The sequence below is a fragment of the Mycobacterium sp. SMC-14 genome, assembly GCF_046250075.1.
In the GTDB taxonomy this organism is placed as follows: Bacteria; Actinomycetota; Actinomycetes; order Mycobacteriales; family Mycobacteriaceae; genus Mycobacterium.
In genome coordinates this window covers 2695671-2720780 of record NZ_CP176429.1, presented here as the reverse complement: position 1 = coordinate 2720780, position 25110 = coordinate 2695671, and the positions used below count along the sequence as shown (strand labels likewise).

Genomic DNA, 25110 nt, shown 5'->3' with positions numbered 1-25110 from the left:
TCCGCATGGCAGATCTCGCGCGGGGCGGATTTCGCCGCGCTGTAAAACTGGCGAGCCTCCCGGCCGGAGTCGCAGGCCGTGCAGCGCTCGGTGTGGGCAAGCGGATGACCGGCAAGACCAAAGACGAGGTCAACGCCGAGCTTCTGGAGAAGGCCGCCGACGAGATGTTCAAGGTGCTCGGCGAGCTCAAGGGCGGCGCGATGAAGGTCGGCCAGGCGCTGTCGGTGATGGAGGCCGCGATTCCTCCGCAGTTCGCCGAGCCGTTCCGCGAGGCGTTGGTCAAGCTCCAAAGCGAGGCCCCGCCGCTGCCGGCCGCCAAGGTGCACCGGGTGCTCGACGCCCAGCTCGGCACCAAATGGCGAGAGCGTTTCGCGTCCTTCGACGACACCCCTGCCGCCTCGGCGAGCATCGGGCAGGTACACCGGGCGGTCTGGAAGGACGGCCGCGACGTCGCGGTGAAGATCCAATACCCCGGTGCTGACGAGGCGCTGCGCGCCGACCTCAAGCTGATTCAGCGGTTCAACTGGGTCGCCAAGCAGGTCGTTCCGGGCGCTGATGTGGACCGACTGGTCTCGGAGATCAACGACACCCTGGAAGCGGAGCTTGAATACCGCCAGGAGGCCGACAATCAGCGGGCCTTCGCCAAGGCCTATGCCGATGACCCGAAGTTCTTCGTGCCGGCGGTGATCGCCAGCGCGCCGAAGGTCATCGTGTCGGAGTGGATCGAGGGCCGGCGCCTGTCGGCGATCATCAACAGTGGCACGAGGCAGGAGCGAGACTCCGCGTGCGCGCTGCTGCTGGAGTTCACCTTGAGCTCACCAGCGCGGGTGGGGCTGGTGCATGCCGACCCGCACCCGGGCAACTTCATGATGCTGCCCGACGGTCGGCTGGGCGTCATCGACTTCGGCGCGGTAGCCGAACATCCCGAGGGCATCCCGCCGGGGTTTGCCGAACTGTTGTGCTGGGCGCGTGACGAGCAGTGGGACGAGGCGATCCGGCTGCTCAAGCAGCTCGGGTTCATGCCGGCCGACTATGACCTGAGTGCCGATCAGCTGGTGGAGTACATCCAGCCGCTGTGGCCCTACATCGACCCGCTGCGGTCGGGGGAGTTCCACTTCACCCGCAAGTGGTTCCAGAAGTCTGCGCTGGTCACCACGGATCCGATGGCGGAAGGCTTTGCCGACCGATTCAAGATGGCTCGCCGGCTGACTATTCCGGCTGGTTACGTCATGTTGCTGCGTACGCTGGGCGGCCTGCTCGGAGTAGCGGTACAGCTGGACGCGCACGTCGACTACGCCGCACTGATCGAGCGATGGGCACCCGGGTTCTTCCCGCCCGAGCAGCCCCCGGCGCGCGAGCAGAACTGACACGTAGAATCGTCGGGCAAAGTTTTGATGCAACAGTGAGGTGGGGCAACCGATGAGCGGCCATTCCAAGTGGGCTACCACGAAGCACAAGAAGGCCGTCATTGACGCTCGTCGTGGGAAGAATTTTGCGCGGTTGATCAAGAATATCGAGGTCGCGGCGCGGGTGGGTGGTGGGGATCCGTCGGGCAATCCGACGTTGTATGACGCCATTCAGAAGGCGAAGAAGAGTTCGGTTCCCAACGACAATATTGAGCGGGCGCGTAAGCGTGGTGCGGGTGAGGAGGCTGGCGGGGCGGATTATCAGACCATCACCTATGAGGGTTACGGGCCCAATGGGGTGGCGGTGTTGATTGAGTGTTTGACCGATAACCGTAATCGGGCTGCCAGTGAGGTGCGGGTGGCGATGACGCGTAACGGCGGTCAGATGGCTGATCCCGGCTCGGTCGCTTATCTGTTTAGCCGCAAGGGCACGGTGACCCTGGAGAAGAACGCGTTGACCGAGGATGACGTGTTGGCGGCGGTGTTGGATGCTGGTGCTGAGGATGTCAACGATCTGGGGGAGAGCTTCGAGGTCATCTCCGAGCCGGGGGATTTGGTGGCGGTGCGCAGTGCGCTGGTGGAGGCGGGGATCGACTACGACTCGGCTGAGGCCAGCTTTCAGCCGTCGGTCAGCGTCCCGGTCGACGTCGAGGGTGCCCGCAAGGTGTTCAAGCTCGTCGAGGCTCTTGAGGACAGTGACGACGTGCAGAACGTGTGGACCAACGTGGACCTGTCCGACGAAGTCCTCGCCGCACTCGACGCCGAATAAGCGATCTCGGCCGACGCCTGTTTTAGCTCACCGGGAATGCAATCCGGTACACGTCTGTGGGGCTGGCTTTCAGCATTCGCGCGATCTCACCGCTAAGACTTTGCCTTAGGTCGGCCGACGATAGATCTTCGATCCCCGTCGCTGAACGCAGGAACGGCTCGAACAACTGCCAACCCAATTGCAGTGCAATCACATTGGCGGCGGCGAGACGGCCGGTGAGCTCGTCGTCATAGCTGCGTTGCACGTGCTTCACCAGATTTGCTGCGATGGGGAATCGCTCCTGGAGCTGCCCGACCGGAAAACCGTCGAGGATGGCGCGGGCCAGCACTCGCCACTGCAGCTCGGTCTTGGCCGCGATCACCTCCGCCGACGCGCCGGCCTGCACCGCTGTGGAAACCTCGTCCGCCAGATGGTTCAGAACCGCCTTGACCAGCTGATCTTTGGTCCCCAGGTACCGGAACACCAGTCCGTGGTTCACCCCAGACCGAGCGCCGATGTCCCGAATCGAAGTAGCCGCCGGCCCACGCTCGGCGAACAGGTCGGCCGCATGGATCAGCACCGCGGCAGTGGCTTCTTCGCGGGCCGCCGAAGCGTTCTCGTCGATCTGGGCGCCTGTTGCATCGTTGTCAGCCACATAGCTACGCTAGCCGCACTACCTCGGTGTAGTCGCTTGACTAGCGGGCGCGCGTCGCGGCGGGCTCGACATGTTGATCCACCAATTCACGGAGGTCCTGATGGCCGCTCCCATGCAGGCCGCCGGCCGAGTGGTGCCGGGCTGCCAGGAATCGCGGGATCGTCAGCGCAGCCGCCAGGGGCGATGTCGCTCCTGCTTCCTGTGACACCACGGGGCTGATTGCACGTTCGGCGACCGCGCAGCGGGCACCCGCCAACATTGCCACGGTCGGTACCCCACCTCTTGGCCGTGCATCTCTACTTCCTACCGTCTGTCGCGGCTGCTACGTTCGCCGCCGATTGTCGCGGTCTGCCGGCCGGCTCGACTGACGGCGAAGGTAGTCGGATCCTCCTATTGGCTGCTGAGTTCGCGGCGCTGCGCAGTTCCTCGGCTCGAATCGTCCGGTCGTCGAGGGCATCATGCTTTCAAGCGACGCGCGCGTGCGAATCCGCATGCTCTGACCAACCGCTGCATCGATGGTAAGGCGCTGTGTTGCAGTGTAATTCGATGCCTTCTGCATCTGGATGTCTCGCCCAACGACTCGGTAGTGGCCGCCTTTCGTCGGCGTACGTGCTCAGCGACACCCGCCTTTCTCGTCCGATGTTTAAGTGCCGGTGCACCTTTCGGAACCTGCTGATTCAAACCCAATGCGAGATCCTTTCTGGGATTAACATATCGTCATGGTGCGCTGAAGATCGTTGCTGCACAACCTAATTCGGAGACGCTCTGTGTAATCGCGATGCTCTCCGCTAGCTGTTGTCGCGCAGTGCGCCTCAGGGTGGTGGTCGACACGTGTTCGGCCCTGGTGGTCCTATGAGTACCCACAAGCAGTTGCGAGGTTCTGCCCCCAGTTCGGAAGGAGATTGGCCATGCCGCTACATGTCGTCCCCGAAGGACTGGCCGCTGCCTGCGCACGCGTGGAAGCACTGACCGCCAGGCTCGCGGCGGCGCACGCCGGCGCGGCGCCGGTGATCACGGCGGTGGTTCCTCCTGCTGCTGACCCGGTATCCCTGCAGAGCGCGACTACGCTCAGCCTCTTCGGCGGCCGCCATGAAGTGGTGGCGGCACAGGGCACAGCCGAACTCGGCCGATCAGGGATCGGAGTGGGCGAGGCCGGCATCAACTACGTCGTGGGTGATGCCGCCGCGGCATCGGTGTATCCGCACGGGCGACTGACGTGACCGCGCCGGCCTGGATGGCGTTGCCGCCGGAGGTTCATTCAGCGCTGTTGAGCAGTGGGCCGGGTTCCGGCCCGGTGTTGGCAGCAGCTGGGACTTGGAGCTCCTTGAGCGCCGAGTATGCCTCGGCGGCCGAAGAACTCAGCGAGGTGCTGGGGGCCGTAGAGAGCGGGGCGTGGCAGGGCGAAAGCGCCGAATCGTATGCGGCAGCGAACGCGCCCTACCTGGCTTGGCTGACCCAGGCCAGCGCCAACAGTGCCACGGTGGCCGCCCAGCATGAGACGGTGGCCGCCGCCTACACAGCTGCGTTGGCGGCAATGCCGACACTGGCGGAACTGGCCGCGAACCACACGGTTCACGGGGTATTGCTGGCGACGAACTTCTTCGGAATCAACACCGTCCCCATCGCACTCAACGAAGCGGACTACACGCGGATGTGGGTTCAGGCCGCCACGACGATGAGCACCTACCAGGCGGTCGCGGGCTCCGCTGCGGCGTCAACACCGGAGACCCCGCCGGCGCCGCCGATCCTCAAGTCAGCGGGATCGGCCGAGACCTCGGATCCGGCGGACCCGTGGGGCCCGGCCCATACCTGGACTGATCCCTTCCTGGAGGGCGTTGCGCAGGTGCTGCGGTATCTGGGGGTCAACTGGGAGCCCGGGTCCGGCACCATCAACGGGCTGCCGTACTCGACATTTACCAATCCACTGACCGGGTTGTACTGGGTCAAGAACACCGTGACTCTCATCCAAGAGGTCGACTACGTCATTGCGAATGTCGGGGCTCACCCGGAAGTCGCCCTGCTGCTGCTCAACCCGGCGACCCTCTCGACGTTCTTGATCGCGCACCCGCTGGTCGCCATCGAGCTGGGTGCCGCAATAGCCTCGACCCTTACCGCGCCCTTGGCGAGCCTGAGCGCGTTCGCGGCGCTGGCAGCCCTGCCATGGCCGTCCGACGTGCCCATAATGGTCGACTCAATTCCCGAAGCCACCTCGGCGCCTGACTCGGTTACGGCGGTCTCCAACCCGCACCTGGTCAGCGTTGCCGGGTCGGTGCCCGCTTCGGGATCCCCTGCGGCCGGGCTTCCGGCGAGCGCCTCTGCCGGTGCAGGGGCGCCGGCACCGGCGCCCGCGGCAGTCGGGGGAGCGGGAATCGCGTTCCCCTACGTGATCGGATTCGGTGGCGGTCCTGGGATTGGCTTCGATTCGAGCAACAAGACCGGAAGCGGCACGGGTGCACGAGCGCAGAGCCCGGCATCGGACTCGGCGGCAGAAGAATCCGCCGCGCGTCGGCAGGCACGCAAGCGCCGCCGCCGGAGGACGCAGCTGCACGATCACGGCGACCAGTTCGCCGACATGAACGTCGACCCCGAATGGGCGTCGCCAGACGACAGCCCGAGTGCTTCGCAGGGCAATGCGGGACAGCTCGGGCTCGGCGGCGGCGTTGTCAAACACGATGTGCAAGAAGCGGGTTTAACCACTCTCACCGGTGATTCGTTCAGTGGTCTTCCGATCGAACCGTTGATGCCGAGTACCTGGACCGGGCAGTCGAACGAAGGGGCGGATCACCGCGGGAGATAACTGACCGTCGGTGAACGCAAGGCAATCGATGTCGAATTGGAGATGGACCGTGAGGGTGTTAGATGCGCCTGTTCCGCAGTTGGCGGAGTCGGCGTTCGGGGTCCGGGGGCGGGCTGAACTATCCGGACTGGGGTGGTCAGCGTGACCGCGCCGGCGTGGATGGCGGTGCCGCCGGAGGTCCATTCGACATTGCTGAGCAGTGGGCCAGGCCCGGGCTCGGTGTTGGCTGCGGCCGTGGCATGGAACACCTTGAGTGCCGAGTACGCATCGGCGGCTGTGGAACTCAACGAGGTGCTGACATCGGTGGAGGCAGGGGTATGGCGAGGGACTAGCGCGGAAACCTACGTGGCAGCCAATGCGCCCTACCTAGCGTGGCTGACGCAGGCCAGCGTCGAGAGCGCCGCGGCGGCCGCCCAGCACGAGACCGTGGCGGCTGCCTACATCACCGCGTTGGCAGCGATGCCGACGATGGCTGAATTGGCCACCAATCACGCCGTTCACGGCGTACTGCTCGCGACGAACTTCTTCGGGGTCAACACCGTCCCGATTGCGATCAACGAGGCCGACTACGTGCGGATGTGGGTTCAGGCCGCTACCACGATGAGCACCTATCAGGCGGTTGCGGGCTTGGCCGCCTCGTCACTCACGCCGCCCCCAGCGGGGCCGGCGATCCTCAAGTCCGAGGCATCGAGGTCCGCGGATTCGTCGGACCCGTGGGGCCCTGCCCACACCTGGACCGACCCTTTCCTTGAAGGCCTCGCGGACTTCCTGGATTCGGCCTTGGGTCTGCGCTGGGACCCCGTGACCGGCACCATCGACGGACTGCCGTATACCGCCTACACCAACCCGTTGACGTTGGCGTACTGGCTCAAGAACACGTTGACTCAGATCCAGGAGATCGACTACATCGTCGCCAATCTTTCGACGAACCCGGAAGTGGGCCTGCTGCTCCTCAACCCGGTGACCCTCGCACCGTGGTTGCTCGCGCATCCGCTGACCGCCATCGAGCTGGGTGCCGCGATCTCCTCCAGCCTTGCCGCGCCTTTTGCCAGCATGAGTGCACTTGCGGCACTGGCAGCTCTGCCAAGGCCTTTCGAGCTGCCTGTTCTGGCCGCGGCTCCCGAATTCGCGGCGGCGCCCGCCGCTCCGGTCACGCCGGGGGCGAACGTGCACGTGGTGAGTGTGGCCGGGTCGATGCCGGCCACCGGATCCCCCGCAGCAGCCCCGCCGGCCAGCGTTCCCGGCGGTGCGTCACCGCCGGCGCCGCCTGCGCCCGCCCCAGCCCCGGCATTCGCCTTTCCGTACGTGACCGGATTCGGCGGAGGTCCCGGTGTCGGATTCGATTCGAACAACAGGACTGGTAGCGGCACCGGCTCACAGGCAAAGAGCCCGGCATCGGACTCCGCGGTAGAGGAGTCGGCCGCCCGACGAGCGTCGCGATCGCGGCGCCGACGGCGGACGCAGCTTCGTGAGCACGGCGAGCAATACGCCGACATGAACGTCGAAGTGGACGCCGAATGGACGCCGGGCGGCGGACCGATCGCATCGCAGGGCAGCTCGGGCGGTCTCGGTTTCGGCGGAAATGTCGTCAAACACGGTGTGCGAGAAGCCGGGTTGGCCACCCTGGCCGGCGACTCGTTCAGTGGCGTCCCGATTGAGCCGCTGTTACCGGCCAGCTGGACCGGTCAGTCGACCGAAGGAGTGGGAGACAACGCAGAGAGCTGATCGTCGGTGAACACAAGGCAATCGATGTGGATAGGGAGATAAGCGATGAGTTTGTTGGATGCACACATTCCGCAGTTGGTGGCGTCGGAGTCGGCGTTTGGTGCCAAGGCGGCGTTGATGCGGTCGACGATGGCGCAGGCGGAGCAGACGGCATTGTCGGCGCAGGCTTTTCACGTGGGTGAGGCGGCCGCGGCGTTTCAGGGGTCACATGCCCGGTTCGTGGCTTTGGCGGCGCGAGTGAATGCGTTGCTCGACCAGGCGCAGGTCAATTTGGCGGATGCGGGCAGTACCTACGTGGCTGCCGACGCGGCCGCGGCAAGCACCTACACCGGATTCTGACGAGAAGGGATTGTGTGATGTCACAGATTCTGTACAACTACCCGGCGATGCTGTCGCATGCCGCGGAGATGAACGGGCACGCAGCCACGTTGCAGGCCGTGGGTGCCGATATCGCCAGTGAGCAGGCGGCGTTGCATGCGGCGTGGCAGGGCGATACCGGATTGACGTATCAGGCCTGGCAAACGCAGTGGAATCAGGCGATGGAGGAATTGGTGCGGGCCTATCACGCGATGGCCACGACCCATGAGACCAACACGTTGGGGATGCTCGCTCGCGACACCGCCGAAGCCGCCCGCTGGGGCTGACGCCCGCACCTGACCGAAAAGAACTCTGCCGACACAAATGCGGCAGTTCGACGCGTGAAATCGAAATCAGCGCGCCGGCTCGAACCCACTCATGAACCAGCCAGATCAACAGAGGAGAAGTCTCATGTCCAGCCAATCGCTTTCCGCCCGCTCCGACTTGGACGTGGTGAAACTCGGCGAATACATCGGCGCCCGGATCGACGGAGTCCAGTTGGGCGGTGACTTGGACGAGGAGACCGTCACCGCGATCAACGACGCATTGGTGACCCACAAGGTCATCTTCTTCCGTGGGCAGCACCATTTGGACGACGTCAGCCAGTTCGAGTTCGCCCGGCTGCTGGGTACCACGACGGCCCCCCACCCGCTGTTGCAGGGCGAGGGCGCCATTCTTCCCATCGACTCGTTCGGCGGCACCGCCGCGAACAGCTGGCACACCGACGTCACGTTCGTGGATCGGGCTCCCAAGGCGTCACTGCTTCGGGCCGTAGAGCTGCCGCCCTACGGTGGAACCACCCTGTGGGCCAACACCGTTACCGCCTACGAGCAGCTGCCCAATCCGCTGGCCCGGTTGGCGGACGAGCTCTGGGCGGTGCACAGCAACGCCTTCGACTACACGCAGCTCGACCTGACGGACTCCAAGCAGCTCGAGAAGTACGCGGACCTTCTGCAATCCGAAGAGTTCCAGCAGTACATCCAGACGTTCAACTCCACCACGTACGAGACGCAGCACCCCGTGGTCCGGGTGCACCCCGAGAGCGGAGAGCGCTCTCTGCTGCTCGGCAACTTCGTGCAACGAATCGCGGATGTCAAGCACTCCGAGTCGCGTGTGCTGTTCCAGCTCTTCCAGGAGCGGATCACCCGGCCGGAGAACACCATCCGGTGGAACTGGCAGCTGGGGGACCTGGCGATCTGGGACAACCGCGCCACCCAGCACTACGGAGTCTCCGATTTCGGTCAGGCGCACCGGCGTTTGCACCGCATCACCCTTGCCGGCGACATTCCGGTCAGTGTCCACGGTGAACGCAGCCGCGTCATCCAGGGCGACGCTTCGGCGTACTCCGTCATCGGAGAGCCGCGAGCGGTGGCGTAAGCCACCGTTCGCCCCGGGCCGTGCACCATTGAGTGGGAAGTGATTCGAGGATGAATAACCGTGACGTGGGCGTGCTGGAGGCACGTACCCGCACAACCCGGGTGGACGCCGACATAGTCAGCCGGTTTGCCACCTGCAGTCGGGCGCTGGGTATCGCGGTCCACGGTCGGAAACGGCCCGCCGACCTGGCCGCGGCCCGTACCGGCTTCGCCGCGCTGACCCGGGTCGCCCACGAGCAATGCGATGCGTGGGTGGGACTGGCCGCTTCCGGCGATACGTCGGCACGGGTAGTGGAGGCGGTCTGGACTACCGCACCGACGGTGGGTGCGCTGCAACGGCAGCTCGACCTGCAGCACGGTGCCTTGGGCTTCCATTACGACTCTGGCCTGTATCTGCAGTTCCGTGCCACCGAACCCGACGACTTCTCACTGGCGTACGCCGGCGCGCTGGCAGCGGCCGGCCGATACGGCGAGGCGTACCGGCTCGTCGCCGAGATCGCCGAGCGCCGACCGGGTTTTCGCGATGCCCGCTGGCTCGCCACGGTGATCCACTATCGCGCCGAGCGATGGTCGGATGTCGTCAAGCTGTTGACCCCGATCGTCAATGACCCGGAGTTGGACGAGCTGTTCACCCACGCTGCCAAGATCGCCCTGGGATCTGCGCTGGCGCGCCTGGGCATGTACGCCCCGGCGTTGTCTTACCTGGAGGAGCCGGAGGGGCCGATCGCGGCAGCGGCCACCGACGGGGCGTTGGCCAAGGGATTGGTCCTGCGCGCGCAGGACGACGAGGAATCTGCCGCCGAGGTGCTGCAGGATCTCTATGCGGCCAACCCGGAGAACGAACAGGTTCAACATGCCTTGTTGGACCACAGCTTCGGGATCATCACGACCACCGCGGATCGGATAGCGGCGAGAACCGACCCGTGGGACCGCGGCACCGAGCCCAACGAAGCCGATTTCATCGACCCTGGCGCGCATGAGCGCAAGGCGGAGCTGTTGGCCGAAGCGGAGCGTGAACTCGGCGAGTTCATCGGTCTCGACGAGGTCAAGGATCAGGTGCAGCGGCTGAAAAGTTCGGTGGCGATGGCCATCCGGCGTGAGCAGCATGGTCTGGCCGTGGCCCAGCGCGCCCATCACCTGGTCTTCGCCGGGCCTCCCGGGACTGGTAAGACGACCATCGCTCGTGTGGTGGCGAAGATCTATTGCGGCTTGGGACTGCTGAAGAAAGAGAACGTGCGCGAGGTGCACCGTGCCGACCTGATCGGTCAGCACATCGGTGAGACCGAGGCTAAGACCAACGCCGTCATCGACAGCGCTCTTGATGGCGTGCTGTTCCTCGACGAGGCGTACGCGTTGGTGGCTACCGGAGCCAAGAACGACTTCGGGCTGATCGCCATCGACACGCTGCTGGCGCGAATGGAGAACGACCGTGACCGGCTGGTGGTGATCATCGCGGGTTACCGGGCTGACCTGGATCGGTTCTTGGACACCAATGAAGGTCTGCGGTCACGCTTTTCTCGCAGCATCGACTTCCCGTCCTACACGGCGGGCGAATTGGTCGAGATCGCCACTGTGATGGCCGAACACCGCGACAGCGTCTTCGAACCGAGCGCGCAAGAAGACTTGCAGGCGCTGTTCGGTCAGCTGGCCGCTGCCTCGCACCCCGATGCCAACGGCGTCGACCGGCGCAGCCTGGATATCGCCGGCAACGGCCGGTTCGTGCGAAACCTCGTCGAACGCTCCGAGGAGGAACGCGAGTTCCGGCTCGATCACTCCGAACAAGCCGGCACCGAGGCATTTACCGATGAGGAGCTCATGACCATTACGGCCGAAGACGTTCGTAACTCGGTGGCGCCGTTGCTGCGTGGCCTGGGTCTGGAGGCCAAGGTATGAGCGCACATTCGGACCGGTCCGATCTGACCGAAGACGGGCGGCGCTCGTTCGCCTCGCGTACCCCGGTCAACGAGAATCCCGAACGAGTCGAGTACCGACGCGGTTTTGTCACCAAGCACCAGGTCAGCGGCTGGCGATTCCTCGTGCGGCGGATTGCCTCGGGTCTTGCCCTGCATGACACCCGGATGCTGGTGGAGCCGCTGCGCACCCAGTCCCGTTCGGTGTTGATGGGGGTGGTCCTACTGGCCACCGGAGTCGCCGGCAGCTTTGTCTTGTCGTTGATCCGACCGGGTGGATCAGCCGGCAACGATCCCGTGTTGGCTGACCGCTCCACCTCGGCGCTGTATGTGCGGGTCGGAGATGAGCTGCACCCGGTGCTGAACCTGACCTCCGCTCGGCTGATTGCCGGTCGTCCGGTGAACCCCACCGCGGTGAAAGCCGCCGTGTTGGACAACTTTCCGCGTGGCAACCTGCTGGGCATTCCGGGCGCACCGGAGCGGTTGGTGCAAAGCACAGACACCGACGCGAACTGGACGGTGTGCGACGCGGCGTCCGGCAGCGCCACGGGCGTGACGCTGATCGCCGGGCGGTTGGACACCGACGGAAGTCGCGCTGACGCCTTGGGAGCGCAGCGCGCGGTGCTGGTCGACAACGGTGCCGGTGCCTGGCTGTTGTGGAATGGCAGGCGCAGCCGAATCGACCTCGGCGATCGGGCCGTCACCGCCGCGCTGGGATTGGACGGTGCAGCCAAACCACGGCCGATCGCCACGGGGTTGTTCAACGTGATTCCGGAGGCGCCCGCGCTGGTGGCGCCGGTGATCCCCGAGGCGGGCAGCCCGCTGCCTTTCGCATTGCCGGTGCCGGTACCCATCGGCTCGGTGGTGGTCGCGCACGAGATTGACGACAGTTCCGACACAGCACTGCGTTACTACGCCGTGCTATCCGATGGCTTGCAGCCGATTTCTGGGGTGGTGGCGGCGGTGTTGCGTAATTCTGATTCGCAGGGTTTGGATCGGCCGCCGGTGTTGGGTGCTGATGATGTTGCGCGGTTGCCGGTTTCGCGGTTGTTGGATGTGTCGCGTTTTCCGGAGCAGCCGGTGAAGGTGGTTGATGCGGTGTCGGCTCCGGTGACGTGTGCGCATTGGAGTAGGCCTGCGGGGGCGTCGACGAGTTCGTTGTCGTTGTTGTCGGGTTCGACGTTGCCGTTGCGTGAGGGTGTGCGCACCTTGGATCTGGTGGGTGCGGGTGTGGGTGGCACCGCCGCACGCGTCGCGCTGGCCCCGGGGTCGGGCTACTTCGCCCAGAGTGTCAACAGTGATCCGGCGGCCAACGCCAATGCGGGCCCGCTGTTTTGGATCTCGGACACCGGTGTGCGCTATGGCATCAACACCGAGGCCGGCACCAATGGTGGCGACGGAGACACGGTGTCTGCTCTTGGTTTGGGTGAGCCGGCGTTGCCGATTCCGTGGTCGGTGTTGTCGCAGTTTGCTGTTGGTCCGACGTTGTCGCGTGGTGATGCGTTGTTGGCGCATGACGGGTTGGCGCCCGATGGGCGTGCGGGTCGTCGTGTGGCGTCGGAGTTGGGTGGCGTTTCTAGTGTTGGGGAGTCCCGATGAGTCGTTTGATTTTTGAGGCCCGTCGCCGGCTTCCGGTGCCGCCTGTTGATCGGGGCACGATCACCGTTGAGCCGCCGCCGGAGTTGCCGCGGTTGGTTCCGGCGTCGTTTTTGCAGCGGGCGTTGCCGGTGGTGATTGTGGTGTTGATTGTGGGCATGGTGATTGCCATGGTCGCGACGGGGATGCGGTTGGTGTCGCCGGTGATGTTGTTCTTCCCGTTTGCGTTGTTGGTGGCGGCGGCGGGGATTTATCGGGGTGGGGATAAGAAGGCCCGCACGGTTGAGGTGGATGCTGAGCGGGCGGATTATCTGCGGTATTTGTCGGTGGTTCGGGACAATATTCGGGGGTCGGCGGCGAAGCAGCGGGCGGCGGCGCTGTGGTCGCATCCAGATCCGGAGGATTTGGCGGCGGTGCCGGGTTCGCGTCGGCAGTGGGAACGCGATCCGCATGATGAGGATTTCTTGGTGGTGCGCACGGGCCGGCATGCGGTGGCGTTGGCCAGTGCGGTGCGGGTGAGCGACACTGCGGATGAGATTGATTTGGAGCCGGTGTCGCACAGTGCGTTGCGCAGCCTGCTTGACACTCAGCGCACGGTGCGTGATGTGCCGGTGGGTGTGGATGTGACGAAACTGTCGCGGGTCACGGTGCTCGGTGAGGGCGATGATGCGGCCGCCGAGGTGCGGGGTGCGTTGCGGGCGTGGGTGGCCCAAGCTGTGAGCTGGCATGACCCGACGATGTTGGGGGTGGCGGTGGCGTCGCCGGAGTTGGAGTCGGCGGCATGGAGCTGGTGCAAGTGGTTGCCGCACACTGATATCGCCGGCCAGGCTGATGGGGTGGGCCCGGCCCGCTATCTGGCGGGCAGTGGTGAGGAACTGGCGGCATTGTTGGGCCCGGTGCTGGCGGCACGCCCGCCGTTTACCGGTGAGGCCGGTGAGTCCGGGCGGCATCTGTTGGTGATCATCGATGACCCCGATTTTGATGTGGCGGCTTCGGTGTTGGGTTCGGCCCGTGCCGGAGTGACCATTGTGCAGCGCGGTGCGGTGGCCCCGAGCCGGGAGCAGTATTCCGATCCCGAACGCCCGATTCTGCGGATCACCGCGGGTGGGGTGGCGATTGATCGGTGGCAGTCGGGGGGCTGGGCGCGTTATGTCGATGCCGCCGATTCGTTGGGTGCTGCGGAGGCGGCGCATCTGGCGCGGCGCTTGTCCCGCTGGGATTCGAACCCGACGCATGCCGGGTTGCGTTCGGCCGGCACCCGCGGGGCCACCTTCACCACACTGCTGGGCATCAATGATGCTTCCCGCCTGGATGTGCCGGCGTTGTGGTCGCCGCGTAGCCGTGAGCAGGAGTTGCGGGTCCCGATCGGGGTGACCGCGACCGGCGAACCACTGTTCTTCGATCTCAAGGATGAGGCCGAGGGCGGGATGGGTCCGCACGGGTTGATGATCGGGATGACCGGATCCGGTAAGTCGCAGACGTTGATGGCGATCTTGTTGTCGTTGTTGACGACGCATTCGGCGGATCGGTTGATCGTGATCTACGCCGACTTCAAGGGGGAGGCCGGCGCGGATATCTTCCGGCATTTCCCGCAGGTCGTCGCGGTGATCTCGAACATGGCCGAAAAGCGCTCGTTGGCGGATCGGTTCGCGGACACGTTGCGTGGTGAGGTGGCGCGGCGGGAGTTGTTGCTGCGCGAGGCGGGCCGGGCGGTGCAGGGCAGTGCGTTCAATTCGGTGACCGAGTATGAGGCGGCGATCGCCGCCGGCCATGATCTGGCGCCGATCCCGACCTTGTTCATTGTGGCTGATGAGTTCACCTTGATGTTGGCTGATCATCCCGAGTATGCCGAGTTGTTCGACTATGTGGCGCGTAAGGGCCGCTCGTTCCGGATCCATATTCTGTTTGCGTCGCAGACCTTGGATGTCGGCAAGATCAAGGACATCGACAAGAACACCTCGTACCGGATCGGCCTGAAAGTCGCGAGTGCGAGTGTGTCTCGGCAGATCATCGGGGTCGAGGACGCCTATCACATCGAATCGGGCAAAGAACATAAAGGTGAGGGCTTTTTGGTGCCCGCTCCGGGGGCGGCGCCGATCAAGTTCCGCTCCACCTATGTCGATGGGATTTATGACCCGCCGCGGGCGTCGCGGGCGGTGGTGATGCATGCGTTGCCTGAGCCGAAACTGTTCACCGCCGCTGCGGTCGACGCCGGGCAGGACACCACCGTCATCGAGGCCCCGGAGGAGGTGTTGGGTCCGCCGCGCAAGCTGATCGCCACCATCGGCGATCAGTTGGCCAACTACGGCCCCCAGGCCCCGGCGTTGTGGTTGCCGCCCCTGGATGAGCCGATCCCACTCGCCACGACGTTGGCCGAGGCCGGAATTTCCGAGCGGCAGTTGCGGTGGCCGTTGGGTCAGATCGACAAGCCCTTTGAGATGCGCCGGGATCCGCTGGTCTTCGATGCCCGTTCGGCGTCGGGGAACCTGCTCATTCACGGTGGCCCCAAATCCGGTAAGACCACCGCACTGGCGACGTTCATCCTCTCGGCCGCGAGCCTGCATTCGCCGCGGGAGGTGACGTTCTACTGCCTCGATTACGGCGGCGGGCAGTTGCGGGCCCTGGAGGGGTTGGCGCATGTGGGCAGTGTCGCCTCGGGGTTGGAGCCCGAGAAGATCCGCCGCACCTTCGGCGAACTCGAACAACTGTTGACCGCACGTCAGCAGCGTGAGGCGTTCCGTGATGGCAGCATCGGTTCGCTCAACGACGGCTACGGTGAAGTCTTTTTGGTCATCGACAACCTGTATGCGTTCAGCCGCGACAACACCGACCAATTCAACACGCGTAACCCGCTTTTGGCGAAGGTCACCGAACTGGTCAACGTCGGCCTGGCCTACGGCATCCACGTGGTGGTGACCACGCCGAGCTGGCTGGAAGTACCGTTGGCGATGCGCGACGGGCTTGGCCTGCGCCTGGAACTCAAGCTCCACGATGCCCGCGACAGCAACGTCCGCGTCGCCGGGGCCCTCACCCGGCCGGCCGAAGCGGTGCCCGCCAACCAGCCGGGTCGGGGTTTGACGATGGCCGCCGAGCACTTCCTGATCGCGGCACCCGACCTGGGTCAGATCGAGGCGATCAATGCGCGTCATCCGGGGTTGGCGGCGCCGCCGGTGCGGCTGTTGCCGACCAACCTGGCGCCCGAAGAAGTCGGTGTGGCCTATCCCGCTATCGATCATGTGGTGATCGGGGTGCGGGAAGAGGACCTGGCCCCGGTGCAGGTGGACTTCACCACCAACCCGCTGCTGCTGGTGCTCGGGGACGCCAAATCCGGCAAGACCACCTTGCTGCGGCACATCATCCGCACAGTGCGGGATCACTCCACGGCCGATCAGGTGGCGTTCACCGTCATCGACCGGCGCCTGCACCTCGTCGACGAACCCCTGTATCCGGACAATGAGTACACCGCGAATGTGGATCGGGTCATCCCGGCCATGCTGGGCCTGTCGGCGTTGATCGGATCACGCCGGCCCCCGGCAGGATTGTCGGCCGCGGATCTGGCGGCTTGGAGCTATCAAGGCCACACCCATTACCTGATCATCGACGATGTTGATGCCATCCCCGACACCCCGGCCCTGACCGGCCCGTATGCCGGGCAGCGGCCGTGGACCACCCTGATCGAACTGCTCTCCCAAGCAGGCGATCTCGGATTGCGGGTCATCGTCACCGGACGGGCCACCGGCTCCGCACACGCCCTGATGACCAACCCCCTACTGCGGCGGCTCAACGACCTACAAGCCACCACCCTGATGCTCTCAGGCAACCCCGCCGACAGCGGCAAAATCCGCGGCCAACGCTTCGCACGCCTGCCCGCAGGACGAGCAATCCTACTAGCCGACAACGACGAACCCACCTACCTACAACTAGTCAACCCAACATTCAGCCAGACCTTGACGCACTAGGAGAAGAACACATGTCCCTTCTGAAGCTGAGGACCCCGTGATGGCCAACGCCGTGATACCGATCGTGCGGATTGCCGTGCTGGCCGAGAGCCGGCTGACGGAGATTGCGTTGCCGGCGGACCTGCCACTGCGCGAAATCCTGCCCACCGTACAGCGTTTGGTCGTGCCGACCGCTCCCGATGAGACCCAGGACAGTGCCGGCGACACCCACCGGCTCAGCCTCGCCCCGATCGGCGGCGCACCGTTCAGCCTCGACGCCAGCCTGGACACCGTCGGCGTGGTCGACGGGGACCTGCTGGCCCTGCAGCCGGTGCCTTCCGGACCCTCGGCCCCCGGCATCGTCGAGGACATCGCCGATGCCGCGGTGATCTTCTCGGCCTCCCGGCGCAAGCCTTGGGGACCGCGGCACATCGGGACCGGTGCGCTCGCGGCCGCCGCCGGATTGATCCTGGCGGCAACGGGTCTGGCCGTCACCTACCGGGTGGTCACCGGAGCGCCGGCAGGGCTGTTCGCGGCCGGCGCGATCGCCGTACTTGCTGTGCTCGCCGCGCTGGTCACACGCCCACCGTACGACGGGCCGTTGTCCATCGCCGCGCTGGCGCCGATCGGCGCGGCACTGGCCTTGGTGGTGCCGGGGCAGTTCGGACCGGCACAGCTGACGCTGGGAGCAGCCGGCATTGCGGCGTGGTCGTTGATTCGCGTCATCGGCTCGCGCCGCGACCTCGGATTCTTCACGGCAACAACCGTGGTCGGTAGCGGCGTTGCCCTGGCGGCTGCGGTCGAGGCACTGTGGCCGCTGCCACTGCGCAGCATCGGCGGCGGCCTGGTCGTGCTGGCCCTGTTGCTCACCGTCTCGGCTCCGCAATTGTCTGTGCTGTGGGCACGGTTGCCGCTGCCGGTCATCCCCGCGCCAGGAGATCCGACACCCGCAGCGCCATCAGTGCGGGTATTGGAGGACCTGCCGCGTCGGGTACAGGCCGGCGAAAAGTACCAAACCGGATTCGTCGCCGGTGGTGTACTGCTCGGCACCCTGGGTTCGTTTGCGATTGCCGCGCAGCCCGAATCGGTTCCGGCGTGGGGATGGTATGTGGTGGCGGCCAATGCGGCGGCGGCTGCGCTGCGCGCACGAGTGTGGGATTCGGCCACGAGCAAATCCTGGCTGCTGGCCCAGCCTTACCTGGTGACAGTGGCGCTGCTGGTGTTCTACGGCGCAACGAGCCGCTACCTTGCCGCGCTCATCGCGGTAGCGGTGCTCGCCGTGCTGGTATCAGCATGGGTCTTGGCCTCCGTGGTTCCGGCAGTCGCCGAACCGCACAGCTATTCGTTGCCGGCGCGCCGGCTGGTCGGCTTCCTTGCCTCGGGGTTGGATGCATCGCTGATACCGGTAATCGCCTACTTGGTCGGCATTTTCGCCTGGGTCCTCGATCGATGAGCCGTTCTCGACCCGTCTCGGTACCGGCGTTCTCCAGGGCGATCCGGCTCGGCGGCGCGGCCGGGGTCCTGGCCGCGGCGCTGGGGACATCCCCGCCGGTGTTGGCGATCACCCCGCCGAGCGTTGAGCTGGGTGCCGTCCCTCCCAGCGGGACTCCGGGGCCGGTGCAGGCTACCCAGCAGAACGGCGAGTGCAGCACCACCGGGCTCATCGGCGGGGCGGATATTTCGGCTCCCGCTCCCGGGCAGCGACAGCTTGATCTGCCCGCGGCGTGGCAGTTCTCCCGCGGCGACGGCCAAACGGTGGCCGTAATCGACACCGGGGTGCGGCCCGGCCCGCGCCTGCCTGCCGTCGAGCCCGCCGGCGACTACATCGGCACCACCGACGGCCTCACCGACTGCGACGGGCACGGAACGCTGATCGCGGGGCTCATCGCCGGTCAACCCGGCGACGACGGATTCGCCGGCGTCGCACCGGCGGCACGGCTGCTGTCGCTGCGCGCCACGTCCGCCAAGATCACACCGGCAACCTCCAACGGTGATCCGGAGTTGGCGCAGGCAGCCTTCAACGTGACGGCCCTGAGCCGGGCGATCGTGCATGCCGCGGATCTCGGTGCGCGAGTGATTGCTGTCTCGGCAGTGCACTGCGTACCCGCCGATCGCAACGTCGACCAGTCTGAACTCGGTGCGGCCATTCGCTATGCGGCAGTCGACAAGGACGCCGTTGTGATCGCCGCCGCCGGTGACAGCGGCGCCACCGGGCCGGCCGGCGGCGGAACCGGTTGCCAGTCCAACCCGCTGACCGACCTGAGCCGCCCCGACGACCCGCGCGGGTGGGGGACCGTTGCGTCGGTGTCGATCCCGTCGTCCTGGCAGCCGTATGTGCTGTCTGTGGCATCGCTGGCGCCCAACGGTCAGCCGTCGAAATTCACCACGGCCGGCCCGTGGGTCGGCGTCGCCGCGCCGGGCGAGAACATCGTGTCGTTGAGTAACCGCGAGGATGGTGGTCTCGCGAACGGGCTTCCGGGCGCTCGCCAACAGTTGGTGCCACTGGCCGGCACCGGCTACGCATCCGGGTACGTGGCCGGTCTCGCAGCGCTGGTCCGGAGCCGGTATCCGGAACTGAGCGCGGCGCAGGTGATCCACCGGATCACCGCCACCGCGCACAACACCGCGCGGGCACCATCGAACATCTTGGGCGCCGGATCCGTTGACCTCGTTGCTGCCCTGACATGGCAGCTGCCCACCGGGGCCGTCCCGAGCCCAGAGCCGGCGAAGCGGGTAGCCCCGCCGCCGCAACCGGCACCGAAGGACCACACGCCGCAGCTCGTCGCATTGGGCGGCACCACGGCGCTGGCATTGGCAGTCGGGGGCGCCGCAATCGTGACGCGCCGTAGAAAGGAGAGCACCCTGTGAGTACCTACCGATCAGCATTGCCCGGTACGGGGCGAATCACCCTGGTGCTGTTGGCCGTTGTGGCAGCGGCCACGGCCTACCCCTGGCACTCGGCGCGCGAGCGCTGGGTGTTGGGCATGGGCGTTGTCATCGTGGTCGCCTTGTCGGCGCAGTGGCGTGGACTGCCCTTGACAACTCTTCTGCGACGCCGGGCAACGATCAACAGCACCAAACACGGCGAGCGCAGGGCACTCAGGCCCGTCGCCGACCCGCGGGTCACCGCGCTGCTGCATGTCGCAGCGCCGCAGGAAGACCCCGACCTGCTTCCACTGCCGCTCATCGCCCGCTACCTGGACCGCTACGGTCTGCAGGCCGACACGATTCGGGTCACCAGTCGAGACGTCGGTGAACATGCCGGTGCGCGTGAGCGGACAACCTGGATCGGCCTGACGTTCGCCGCTGTCGACAATCTCGCGGCGCTGCAGGCGCGTTCCCCGGAGATTCCGCTGCACCAGACCGCCCTGGTTGTGGCACGCCGCCTTGCCGATCATCTCCGCGAATCCGGCTGGGTGACCAACGCTGTCGAGCCCGACAACATCCCAAGGCTGGACGTCGGAGATTCCCGAGAGACCTGGCACGGTCTTGTGCAGGAGGGCGGGGATTACCTTGCGGCATACCGGCTTGCGCCCGGACAGGACTTGCCCGAGCTGCTCACGAAGGTCTGGTCCTATCCGGCGCCCGAAACATGGACGGCCCTGGAGGTCGCCGGCGCCGGCGACCATCAGACGCTGGCGTTCGCGACCGCATTCCGCACCGGTGGCCGGCCCGCTGGCGTCCCCGTATCCGGTCTGAGCCCGCAACCTGGGAATCAGCGGGTGTCGTCGGAGGTGCTGCACCCGTCGTCGGTACAGCGGCTCGACGGCCATACCGTTGCACAACGCGACGTATTGACCCGGCTCCGGTGGCCGAGCAGCACCGTGCGGCGTTCGCCGGTTGACGCCACCGCGGGCTGAACAGCATCGATCCTTGGGTGGGCTGTGGAATGCATTGGTGATTCTGCCCATTCAATCCGAATGCAGGCCGAAATGCCGCGAAGGTTCACTATTCGCTACGGCTGAATTCCCACTTCAGCGGACCATCGCGCAATACCGCCGAGCGGCCACCTAGTCGGTCGGCCCTGGCCTGGAGGCAGACGGGGGTGGCTATTCTTTGCCGATGGACAGCCAAACATCCGGCAGCCAAGGGTCATCCTTCGAGGATCCGCCAGAACAGCCGGCAAGTGACGCTGCCACCCCGCCTACACGCTCATGGCTTCCGGTGGCCATTGCTGTCGCCGCCCTTGTCATGGCCATTGCTCTGATCGCCGCTGCACTGGTCGCCGCTGCGCTGATTATGAGTCGCCGCGGTCATGAGCCCGAGTCGTTTGATCCATCAAAGAGCGGAGCGCCTGACAGCTCGTTGTCGAGCAGATGCGGCCCAAGCACGGTGCCGCTCGCCAACCTCGATCGCCGCACTGCCGACGAGCCCAGGCTGGCGCTGCCCCGACCGCCCGGCTGGGCTTTGGACCTCGCACAGAGACCGCCAGCAGTTCGGGCGGTGATGCAAGGCCCGGGGGCTGAGGTCGACCGTTACCAGCCGAACGCCGTTGTCACACTGGAGAACCTCACCGGGACGGTCAGAACTCCACAAGAAGCGCTCGATCGGGAAATCGAGGGGTTATCCAAGATTGGCGTCCTTGTTAACCGCATCCCCAGCACTGTTTGCGGCTACCCCGCCGCGATGCTTACCTACGACATGGGCCTGCTCAATCACGCGGCTACCTGCCTGATCGTTGCGGGTCTGGACAGCGACGGCAAGCTCTGGGCGGCCTTGGTTACCGTTCAGGCTTTCTATCCCAATAACCCGGACTACGTGAGTGAAAAACACGCAATCCTCAGTGGCTTCCAGTTCGCCCTCGCCGGCGACTAATCGGATTGCAGGGCGATGCGCAACGCGTCGATCTGGTCGAGCTCGGCTTGCCCGGCCTGTACGTGGACCGCATGCAGAGCGCCATTCCAGGGGAACGGGGGCTGGTAGTCGTCAGCAACCGGCAGGCCGCGGTCGTAGCCGAGGGTGAGGTGTGTGCCCCCGTGCTGCCAGATGAACGGAAGCGCATGGTCGGTCGCAGCGGTCGCGACAACGGAGTCGTCGACCACCGCGTCGATGGCGACGCCGCCGGACGCCAGCCGCAGCACGCAACCGACGAGGTGGCGTCCCGCGGGCAGTTGCTGGTCGGACCGCAGCTGCAGGGTGCCACTGGGCAGGGCCACGGCAACGTGGAGCTTGCCGTCCACGACGTAGCCGGCCAGGCCTCCGTTGCGGTCGCCGATAGCGAACAACACCCCACTGGGCGGCTCCTCCGGCGACACCTCCACATCGGCGAGGATGTGACCCCCGCCGGCCAACATCGGCAGTGCCTCGTCGAGCACCGGACCGGCCTGTGGATAGAGCGTGACCTTGAGGCCGACCGGATACTGCGGCGGCGCTGCGGCAGTCAGCCGCCCGATCAGTGAGTCAAGCAGCGGCAGAACATTGTTGGCGGCAGCTTCGTTTGACCACTGGTCGGCCAGTTGCGCGACGACCTCGGGGTGTTGGTCTGCGAGGTCGTGGAACTCCGAGAAGTCCTCGTCGAGGCGGAACAGCGACCACCGATCGGTGTCGAAGTCGCGGCTGCCGGTCAGCAGCAGGTCCTCGTCCATCACGCCGACCGGAACGTGATCGGTGGTGGCCTTCCAGCCGTCGGCGAAGATCGCTCGCGAACCCATCATCTCGAAGTACTGCACCGAACGTGGGTTGGGTGCCGCAGGATCGGTGAACGAGGGCAGCAGGCTGGCCCCCTGAACGGGCTGCTGTGCGATCCCGTCGACGGTCTCCGGGACGGCTACGCCGCACGCGTCGAGGACCGTCGGAAGGACGTCGATCGCATGGGCGAACTGCCCACGAACGCCACCGCCCTCGCGAATCCCCTTGGGCCAGTGCGCGATGAACGGAACCCGGGTACCGCCCAGCCACGTGTAGCGCTTCCACAACCGAAACGGCGTATTGCCGGCCCACGCCCAGCCCCACGCGTAGTGCGGGTAGGTCAGCGGTCCGCCCCAGTCATCGAGCTGCGCGAGGTTCTCGGCGAGATCGTCGCGCACCCGATGGGTGAACCGATGCTCGTTGACGGTTCCGGACACACCGCCCTCGGCGCTGGCGCCGTTGTCGGACATCAACAGGATCAAGGTGTTGTCCAGCACCCCAATGCGTTCGAGGGTGTCGACCACCCGGCCGATCTGTGCGTCGGTGTGGCTGAGGAATCCGGCGTAGACCTCGTGCATGCGGGCATACAGCCGGCGCTCGTCCGCGCCGAGGTCATCCCAGGCCGGTACCCAGGGCGGGCGGGGAGTGAGGGCAGTGGTAGCCGGGACGACACCGGACTCCACTTGGCGAGCGAACAGTTGGTCGCGCCACCGATCCCATCCGACGTCGAACTTGCCGGCGTAGGCGTCGGCCCATGAGCGCTCCACGTGGTGCGGTGAGTGCATCGCGCCCGGGGTGAAGTACAGGAAGAACGGCTTGCCGGGGGCGCTGGCCTGTTGACTGAGCACCATCCGAATCGCTTCGTCGGCCAGGTCTTCGGTCAGGTGGTAGCCCTCGTCGGGCCGGGCCGGTGCCTCGACGAACGAGTTGTCGCGCACCAGTTCCGGCGCCCATTGGTTAGCGTCGCCCCGGAGAAATCCGTAGTAGCGTTCGAACCCCTGCCCCAGCGGCCACTGGTCGTAAGGCCCTGCCCCGCCACGTTCGCCGCGCGGAACCAGATGCCACTTGCCGGTTGCCAGCGTGCTCCATCCCGCGTCGCGCAGGATTCGTGGCAGGGTGGCCGCCGAGCGAGGAATGTGTGCGGTGTAGCCAGGATGAGTGGTGGGCAGATCGGCGAGGAATCCCATGCCGACCGCGTGGTGGTTGCGACCGGTCAGCAGTGCCGCCCGAGTCGGCGAGCACAGGGCAGTCACGTGAAAGCGGTTGTAGCGCAATCCTCCGGCGGCCAGCCGGTCGATGTGCGGTGTCGAGATATCTGAACCGTAGCAGCCGAATTGAGCGAAGCCGAGGTCGTCGAGCAGGATCACCACGACATTGGGCGCGTCCTGTGGCGGGCGCTGGGGCTGGCTCATCTCGGTGTCGCCTTTCGCTATGACCTGCATGTAGTCAAGTGACTACATCTGTTGAGAACATTATTGAGCGATCTAGTGGATCGCAAGGTGCAGAGGGAAATTCGCCTGATCAATGGGTGATCACGGCCCGCTGGGGCGGCCTAGCCGGCCACCGCTTGGCCGGCTCCGGCTACGGCCGTGGCAACGGACCGGCGGTCCGAGCGGTAGGCAGGGTCGAAGCGGCGGACCGTCACGACGAGCAGCAGGGCGATAACGGGCGCGATGACGCCGTACAGCGCCGGCACAGTGCCGATCTCGGCGCTGTCGAGGAGTTGCGGACTCAGGGCAATCGCAGTGGCCACCATCGCGTTGTGCATCCCGATTTCGAGGCTGATGGCAATCGCCTGCCGCGGAGCGAGTTTCATCCACCGGGGCACGAGGTAGCCGACGGTCAAGCTGACGGTGGCGAACGACGCGACCGCGCCGGTGAGCATGCCGAGGTTGTTGAGCAGTGTCGATTGCCCCCCGACGATCGCCGCTATGGAGATAGCGACCAGCAGTGAGGCCGCGGCGACCCGCACCGGCCGTTTCAGGCGACGGGCCAGCTCGGGGACGCGTTCGCGAATGACGACACCGATTGCGGTGGGAATGAGGACCAGTCCGACTACTGCGACGAACTTGTCCAGCTGCAGCGGGATACTCCTGCCTTCGCCGGTGAACCAGGTGATTGAGAACGCCAGGATCGCCGGTAGGGAGGCGATCGAGATCACGGCATTGACACCGGTCAGCGTGAGATTGAGTGCCAGGTCGCCATTGACCAGGTGGCTGAATACGTTGGCCAACAGGCCACCGGGTACGGCCGATATCAACATGAGACCGACCGCCAGCTTCGGTGGGAGGTTGAATGCTTCGGCGATCAGGAGGCAAAACGACGGCAGCACGATCGCCTGGCAGACCAGGGCGACCGCCAGCGGGCGCCTCAGTGCAGCGGCTCGGCGGAAGTCGGCGACGGTGAGGGTCATTCCCAGGGCGAGCATGGCCGTCACAACGACCAATGGGAAAAACCGGTTATCCATGATTGCTCCGCGGTGTTCGTGCGCAGATGCCATGACGACTAAGGAGTTCCGGGCGCCAGCGCGATGATGCAGTGATTGCTCAGCTTGCCGCAATCCATCGAAATCCGGCCCGCGCATCGGCGCCTCCGCAGGGCTGCGCGCTGCGCCGAATCGACGCGCTGAGCAAACGGGTTCAGGGCTGCGCCCAGCCCTTGGGTGTCGATAGGAATCGCCTCGATTTGCTTACGGCGGCCACCTGGCCGACCACCGCGGCGCTACCGTACGTCATGGCTGCTCATCGTCGCTGAGACTGCGCCTCACGTGGAATCGCTCGTTTGCGGATCGGTGTAACCCACGGCGGCGCAAGACAATTCCGAGATCCATCTACCGACGATGCTGGGTAGGATGTCGCATGGCATGTCGGCACGGACACGCGGTCTTCCCGCGCCGTATCGTCTCGCCGACCCGAAGCGGCGGCTCCGGATCGACGATCGCGACGGCCGGCGGTCGCTGGCATCCCGATGCTGT

General features: G+C 65.8%; 18 protein-coding genes. 15 read left to right on the top strand and 3 right to left on the bottom strand.

The window, feature by feature from the left end:
* Positions 1-5: 5 nt before the first annotated feature.
* Positions 6-1367 (top strand): ABC1 kinase family protein, encoded by a 1362-nt coding sequence (locus tag ACKY0W_RS12655; RefSeq protein ID WP_406759042.1) that lies wholly within the window; start codon positions 6-8, stop codon positions 1365-1367.
* Between the two features lie 52 nt (positions 1368-1419).
* The gene (locus ACKY0W_RS12650) at positions 1420-2175 is read left to right on the top strand and encodes a YebC/PmpR family DNA-binding transcriptional regulator (protein WP_409434322.1); all 756 of its coding nucleotides are present in this window, start codon (positions 1420-1422) and stop codon (positions 2173-2175) included.
* A gap of 22 nt (positions 2176-2197) precedes the next feature.
* Here ACKY0W_RS12650 and ACKY0W_RS12645 read toward each other — a convergent pair whose 3' ends face one another.
* Positions 2198-2809 (bottom strand): TetR/AcrR family transcriptional regulator, encoded by a 612-nt coding sequence (locus ACKY0W_RS12645; RefSeq protein ID WP_409434338.1) that lies wholly within the window; start codon positions 2807-2809, stop codon positions 2198-2200.
* Positions 2810-3717: 908 nt separating this feature from the next.
* Between ACKY0W_RS12645 and ACKY0W_RS12640 the strand changes: the two genes are divergently transcribed.
* From ACKY0W_RS12640 to ACKY0W_RS12580, 13 genes are all read left to right on the top strand, one after another.
* On the top strand, positions 3718-4029 hold the full coding sequence (locus tag ACKY0W_RS12640) for a PE family protein (RefSeq protein WP_409434337.1): 312 nt from the start codon (positions 3718-3720) through the stop codon (positions 4027-4029).
* On the top strand, positions 4026-5606 hold the full coding sequence (locus tag ACKY0W_RS12635; protein ID WP_409434336.1) for a PPE domain-containing protein: 1581 nt from the start codon (positions 4026-4028) through the stop codon (positions 5604-5606). The genes ACKY0W_RS12640 and ACKY0W_RS12635 overlap by 4 nt, the downstream gene beginning before the upstream one ends.
* A gap of 141 nt (positions 5607-5747) precedes the next feature.
* The gene (locus tag ACKY0W_RS12630) at positions 5748-7331 is read left to right on the top strand and encodes a PPE domain-containing protein (protein WP_409434335.1); all 1584 of its coding nucleotides are present in this window, start codon (positions 5748-5750) and stop codon (positions 7329-7331) included.
* Positions 7332-7376: 45 nt separating this feature from the next.
* Positions 7377-7670 carry a type VII secretion protein EsxS gene (locus ACKY0W_RS12625; RefSeq protein ID WP_409434334.1) on the top strand — a complete coding sequence of 98 codons (294 nt, stop codon included), beginning with the start codon at positions 7377-7379 and terminating at the stop codon, positions 7668-7670.
* A 17-nt stretch (positions 7671-7687) separates the two neighbouring features.
* A complete protein-coding gene (locus tag ACKY0W_RS12620; RefSeq protein WP_409434333.1) occupies positions 7688-7975 on the top strand; it encodes a WXG100 family type VII secretion target in 288 nt (95 codons plus the stop codon).
* 124 nt (positions 7976-8099) lie between these two features.
* On the top strand, positions 8100-9065 hold the full coding sequence (locus ACKY0W_RS12615; RefSeq protein ID WP_409434332.1) for a TauD/TfdA dioxygenase family protein: 966 nt from the start codon (positions 8100-8102) through the stop codon (positions 9063-9065).
* A gap of 50 nt (positions 9066-9115) precedes the next feature.
* Positions 9116-10957, top strand: coding sequence for a type VII secretion AAA-ATPase EccA (gene eccA / locus ACKY0W_RS12610; RefSeq protein WP_409434331.1), 1842 nt, complete (start codon positions 9116-9118; stop codon positions 10955-10957).
* Entirely contained in the window at positions 10954-12573 is a 1620-nt protein-coding gene (eccB, locus tag ACKY0W_RS12605; protein ID WP_409434330.1) for a type VII secretion protein EccB, read from the top strand. Before eccA ends, eccB begins: the two co-directional genes overlap by 4 nt.
* Entirely contained in the window at positions 12570-16529 is a 3960-nt protein-coding gene (gene eccCa / locus ACKY0W_RS12600) for a type VII secretion protein EccCa (protein WP_409434329.1), read from the top strand. The genes eccB and eccCa overlap by 4 nt, the downstream gene beginning before the upstream one ends.
* Before the next feature lie 40 nt (positions 16530-16569).
* Positions 16570-17961, top strand: a complete 1392-nt coding sequence (gene eccD, locus ACKY0W_RS12595) for a type VII secretion integral membrane protein EccD (RefSeq protein ID WP_409434328.1) — start codon at positions 16570-16572, stop codon at positions 17959-17961.
* Entirely contained in the window at positions 17958-19376 is a 1419-nt protein-coding gene (gene mycP, locus ACKY0W_RS12590; protein ID WP_409434327.1) for a type VII secretion-associated serine protease mycosin, read from the top strand. The genes eccD and mycP overlap by 4 nt, the downstream gene beginning before the upstream one ends.
* The gene (gene eccE, locus ACKY0W_RS12585) at positions 19373-20368 is read left to right on the top strand and encodes a type VII secretion protein EccE (RefSeq protein ID WP_409434326.1); all 996 of its coding nucleotides are present in this window, start codon (positions 19373-19375) and stop codon (positions 20366-20368) included. Before mycP ends, eccE begins: the two co-directional genes overlap by 4 nt.
* Before the next feature lie 202 nt (positions 20369-20570).
* Entirely contained in the window at positions 20571-21323 is a 753-nt protein-coding gene (locus ACKY0W_RS12580; protein WP_409434325.1) for an LpqN/LpqT family lipoprotein, read from the top strand.
* On the opposite strand, the gene ACKY0W_RS12575 is transcribed toward ACKY0W_RS12580, so the two are convergent.
* Positions 21320-23548 (bottom strand): arylsulfatase, encoded by a 2229-nt coding sequence (locus ACKY0W_RS12575; protein ID WP_409434324.1) that lies wholly within the window; start codon positions 23546-23548, stop codon positions 21320-21322. The genes ACKY0W_RS12580 and ACKY0W_RS12575 overlap by 4 nt on opposite strands.
* A gap of 140 nt (positions 23549-23688) precedes the next feature.
* Positions 23689-24603: a bile acid:sodium symporter family protein gene (locus tag ACKY0W_RS12570; protein WP_409434323.1), complete on the bottom strand. Its 915-nt coding sequence runs from the start codon at positions 24601-24603 to the stop codon at positions 23689-23691.
* Positions 24604-25110: the final 507 nt, after the last annotated feature.

Coding starts and splice junctions, on each gene's coding strand:
- ACKY0W_RS12655 (WP_406759042.1), top strand. CDS start 6: ATGGCAGATCTCGCGCGGGGCGGATTTCGCCGCGCTGTAAAACTGGCG.
- ACKY0W_RS12650 (WP_409434322.1), top strand. CDS start 1,420: ATGAGCGGCCATTCCAAGTGGGCTACCACGAAGCACAAGAAGGCCGTC.
- ACKY0W_RS12640 (WP_409434337.1), top strand. CDS start 3,718: ATGCCGCTACATGTCGTCCCCGAAGGACTGGCCGCTGCCTGCGCACGC.
- ACKY0W_RS12625 (WP_409434334.1), top strand. CDS start 7,377: ATGAGTTTGTTGGATGCACACATTCCGCAGTTGGTGGCGTCGGAGTCG.
- ACKY0W_RS12620 (WP_409434333.1), top strand. CDS start 7,688: ATGTCACAGATTCTGTACAACTACCCGGCGATGCTGTCGCATGCCGCG.
- ACKY0W_RS12615 (WP_409434332.1), top strand. CDS start 8,100: ATGTCCAGCCAATCGCTTTCCGCCCGCTCCGACTTGGACGTGGTGAAA.
- eccA (WP_409434331.1), top strand. CDS start 9,116: ATGAATAACCGTGACGTGGGCGTGCTGGAGGCACGTACCCGCACAACC.
- eccB (WP_409434330.1), top strand. CDS start 10,954: ATGAGCGCACATTCGGACCGGTCCGATCTGACCGAAGACGGGCGGCGC.
- eccCa (WP_409434329.1), top strand. CDS start 12,570: ATGAGTCGTTTGATTTTTGAGGCCCGTCGCCGGCTTCCGGTGCCGCCT.
- eccD (WP_409434328.1), top strand. CDS start 16,570: ATGGCCAACGCCGTGATACCGATCGTGCGGATTGCCGTGCTGGCCGAG.
- mycP (WP_409434327.1), top strand. CDS start 17,958: ATGAGCCGTTCTCGACCCGTCTCGGTACCGGCGTTCTCCAGGGCGATC.
- ACKY0W_RS12580 (WP_409434325.1), top strand. CDS start 20,571: ATGGACAGCCAAACATCCGGCAGCCAAGGGTCATCCTTCGAGGATCCG.
- ACKY0W_RS12575 (WP_409434324.1), bottom strand. CDS start 23,548: ATGAGCCAGCCCCAGCGCCCGCCACAGGACGCGCCCAATGTCGTGGTG.
- ACKY0W_RS12570 (WP_409434323.1), bottom strand. CDS start 24,603: ATGGATAACCGGTTTTTCCCATTGGTCGTTGTGACGGCCATGCTCGCC.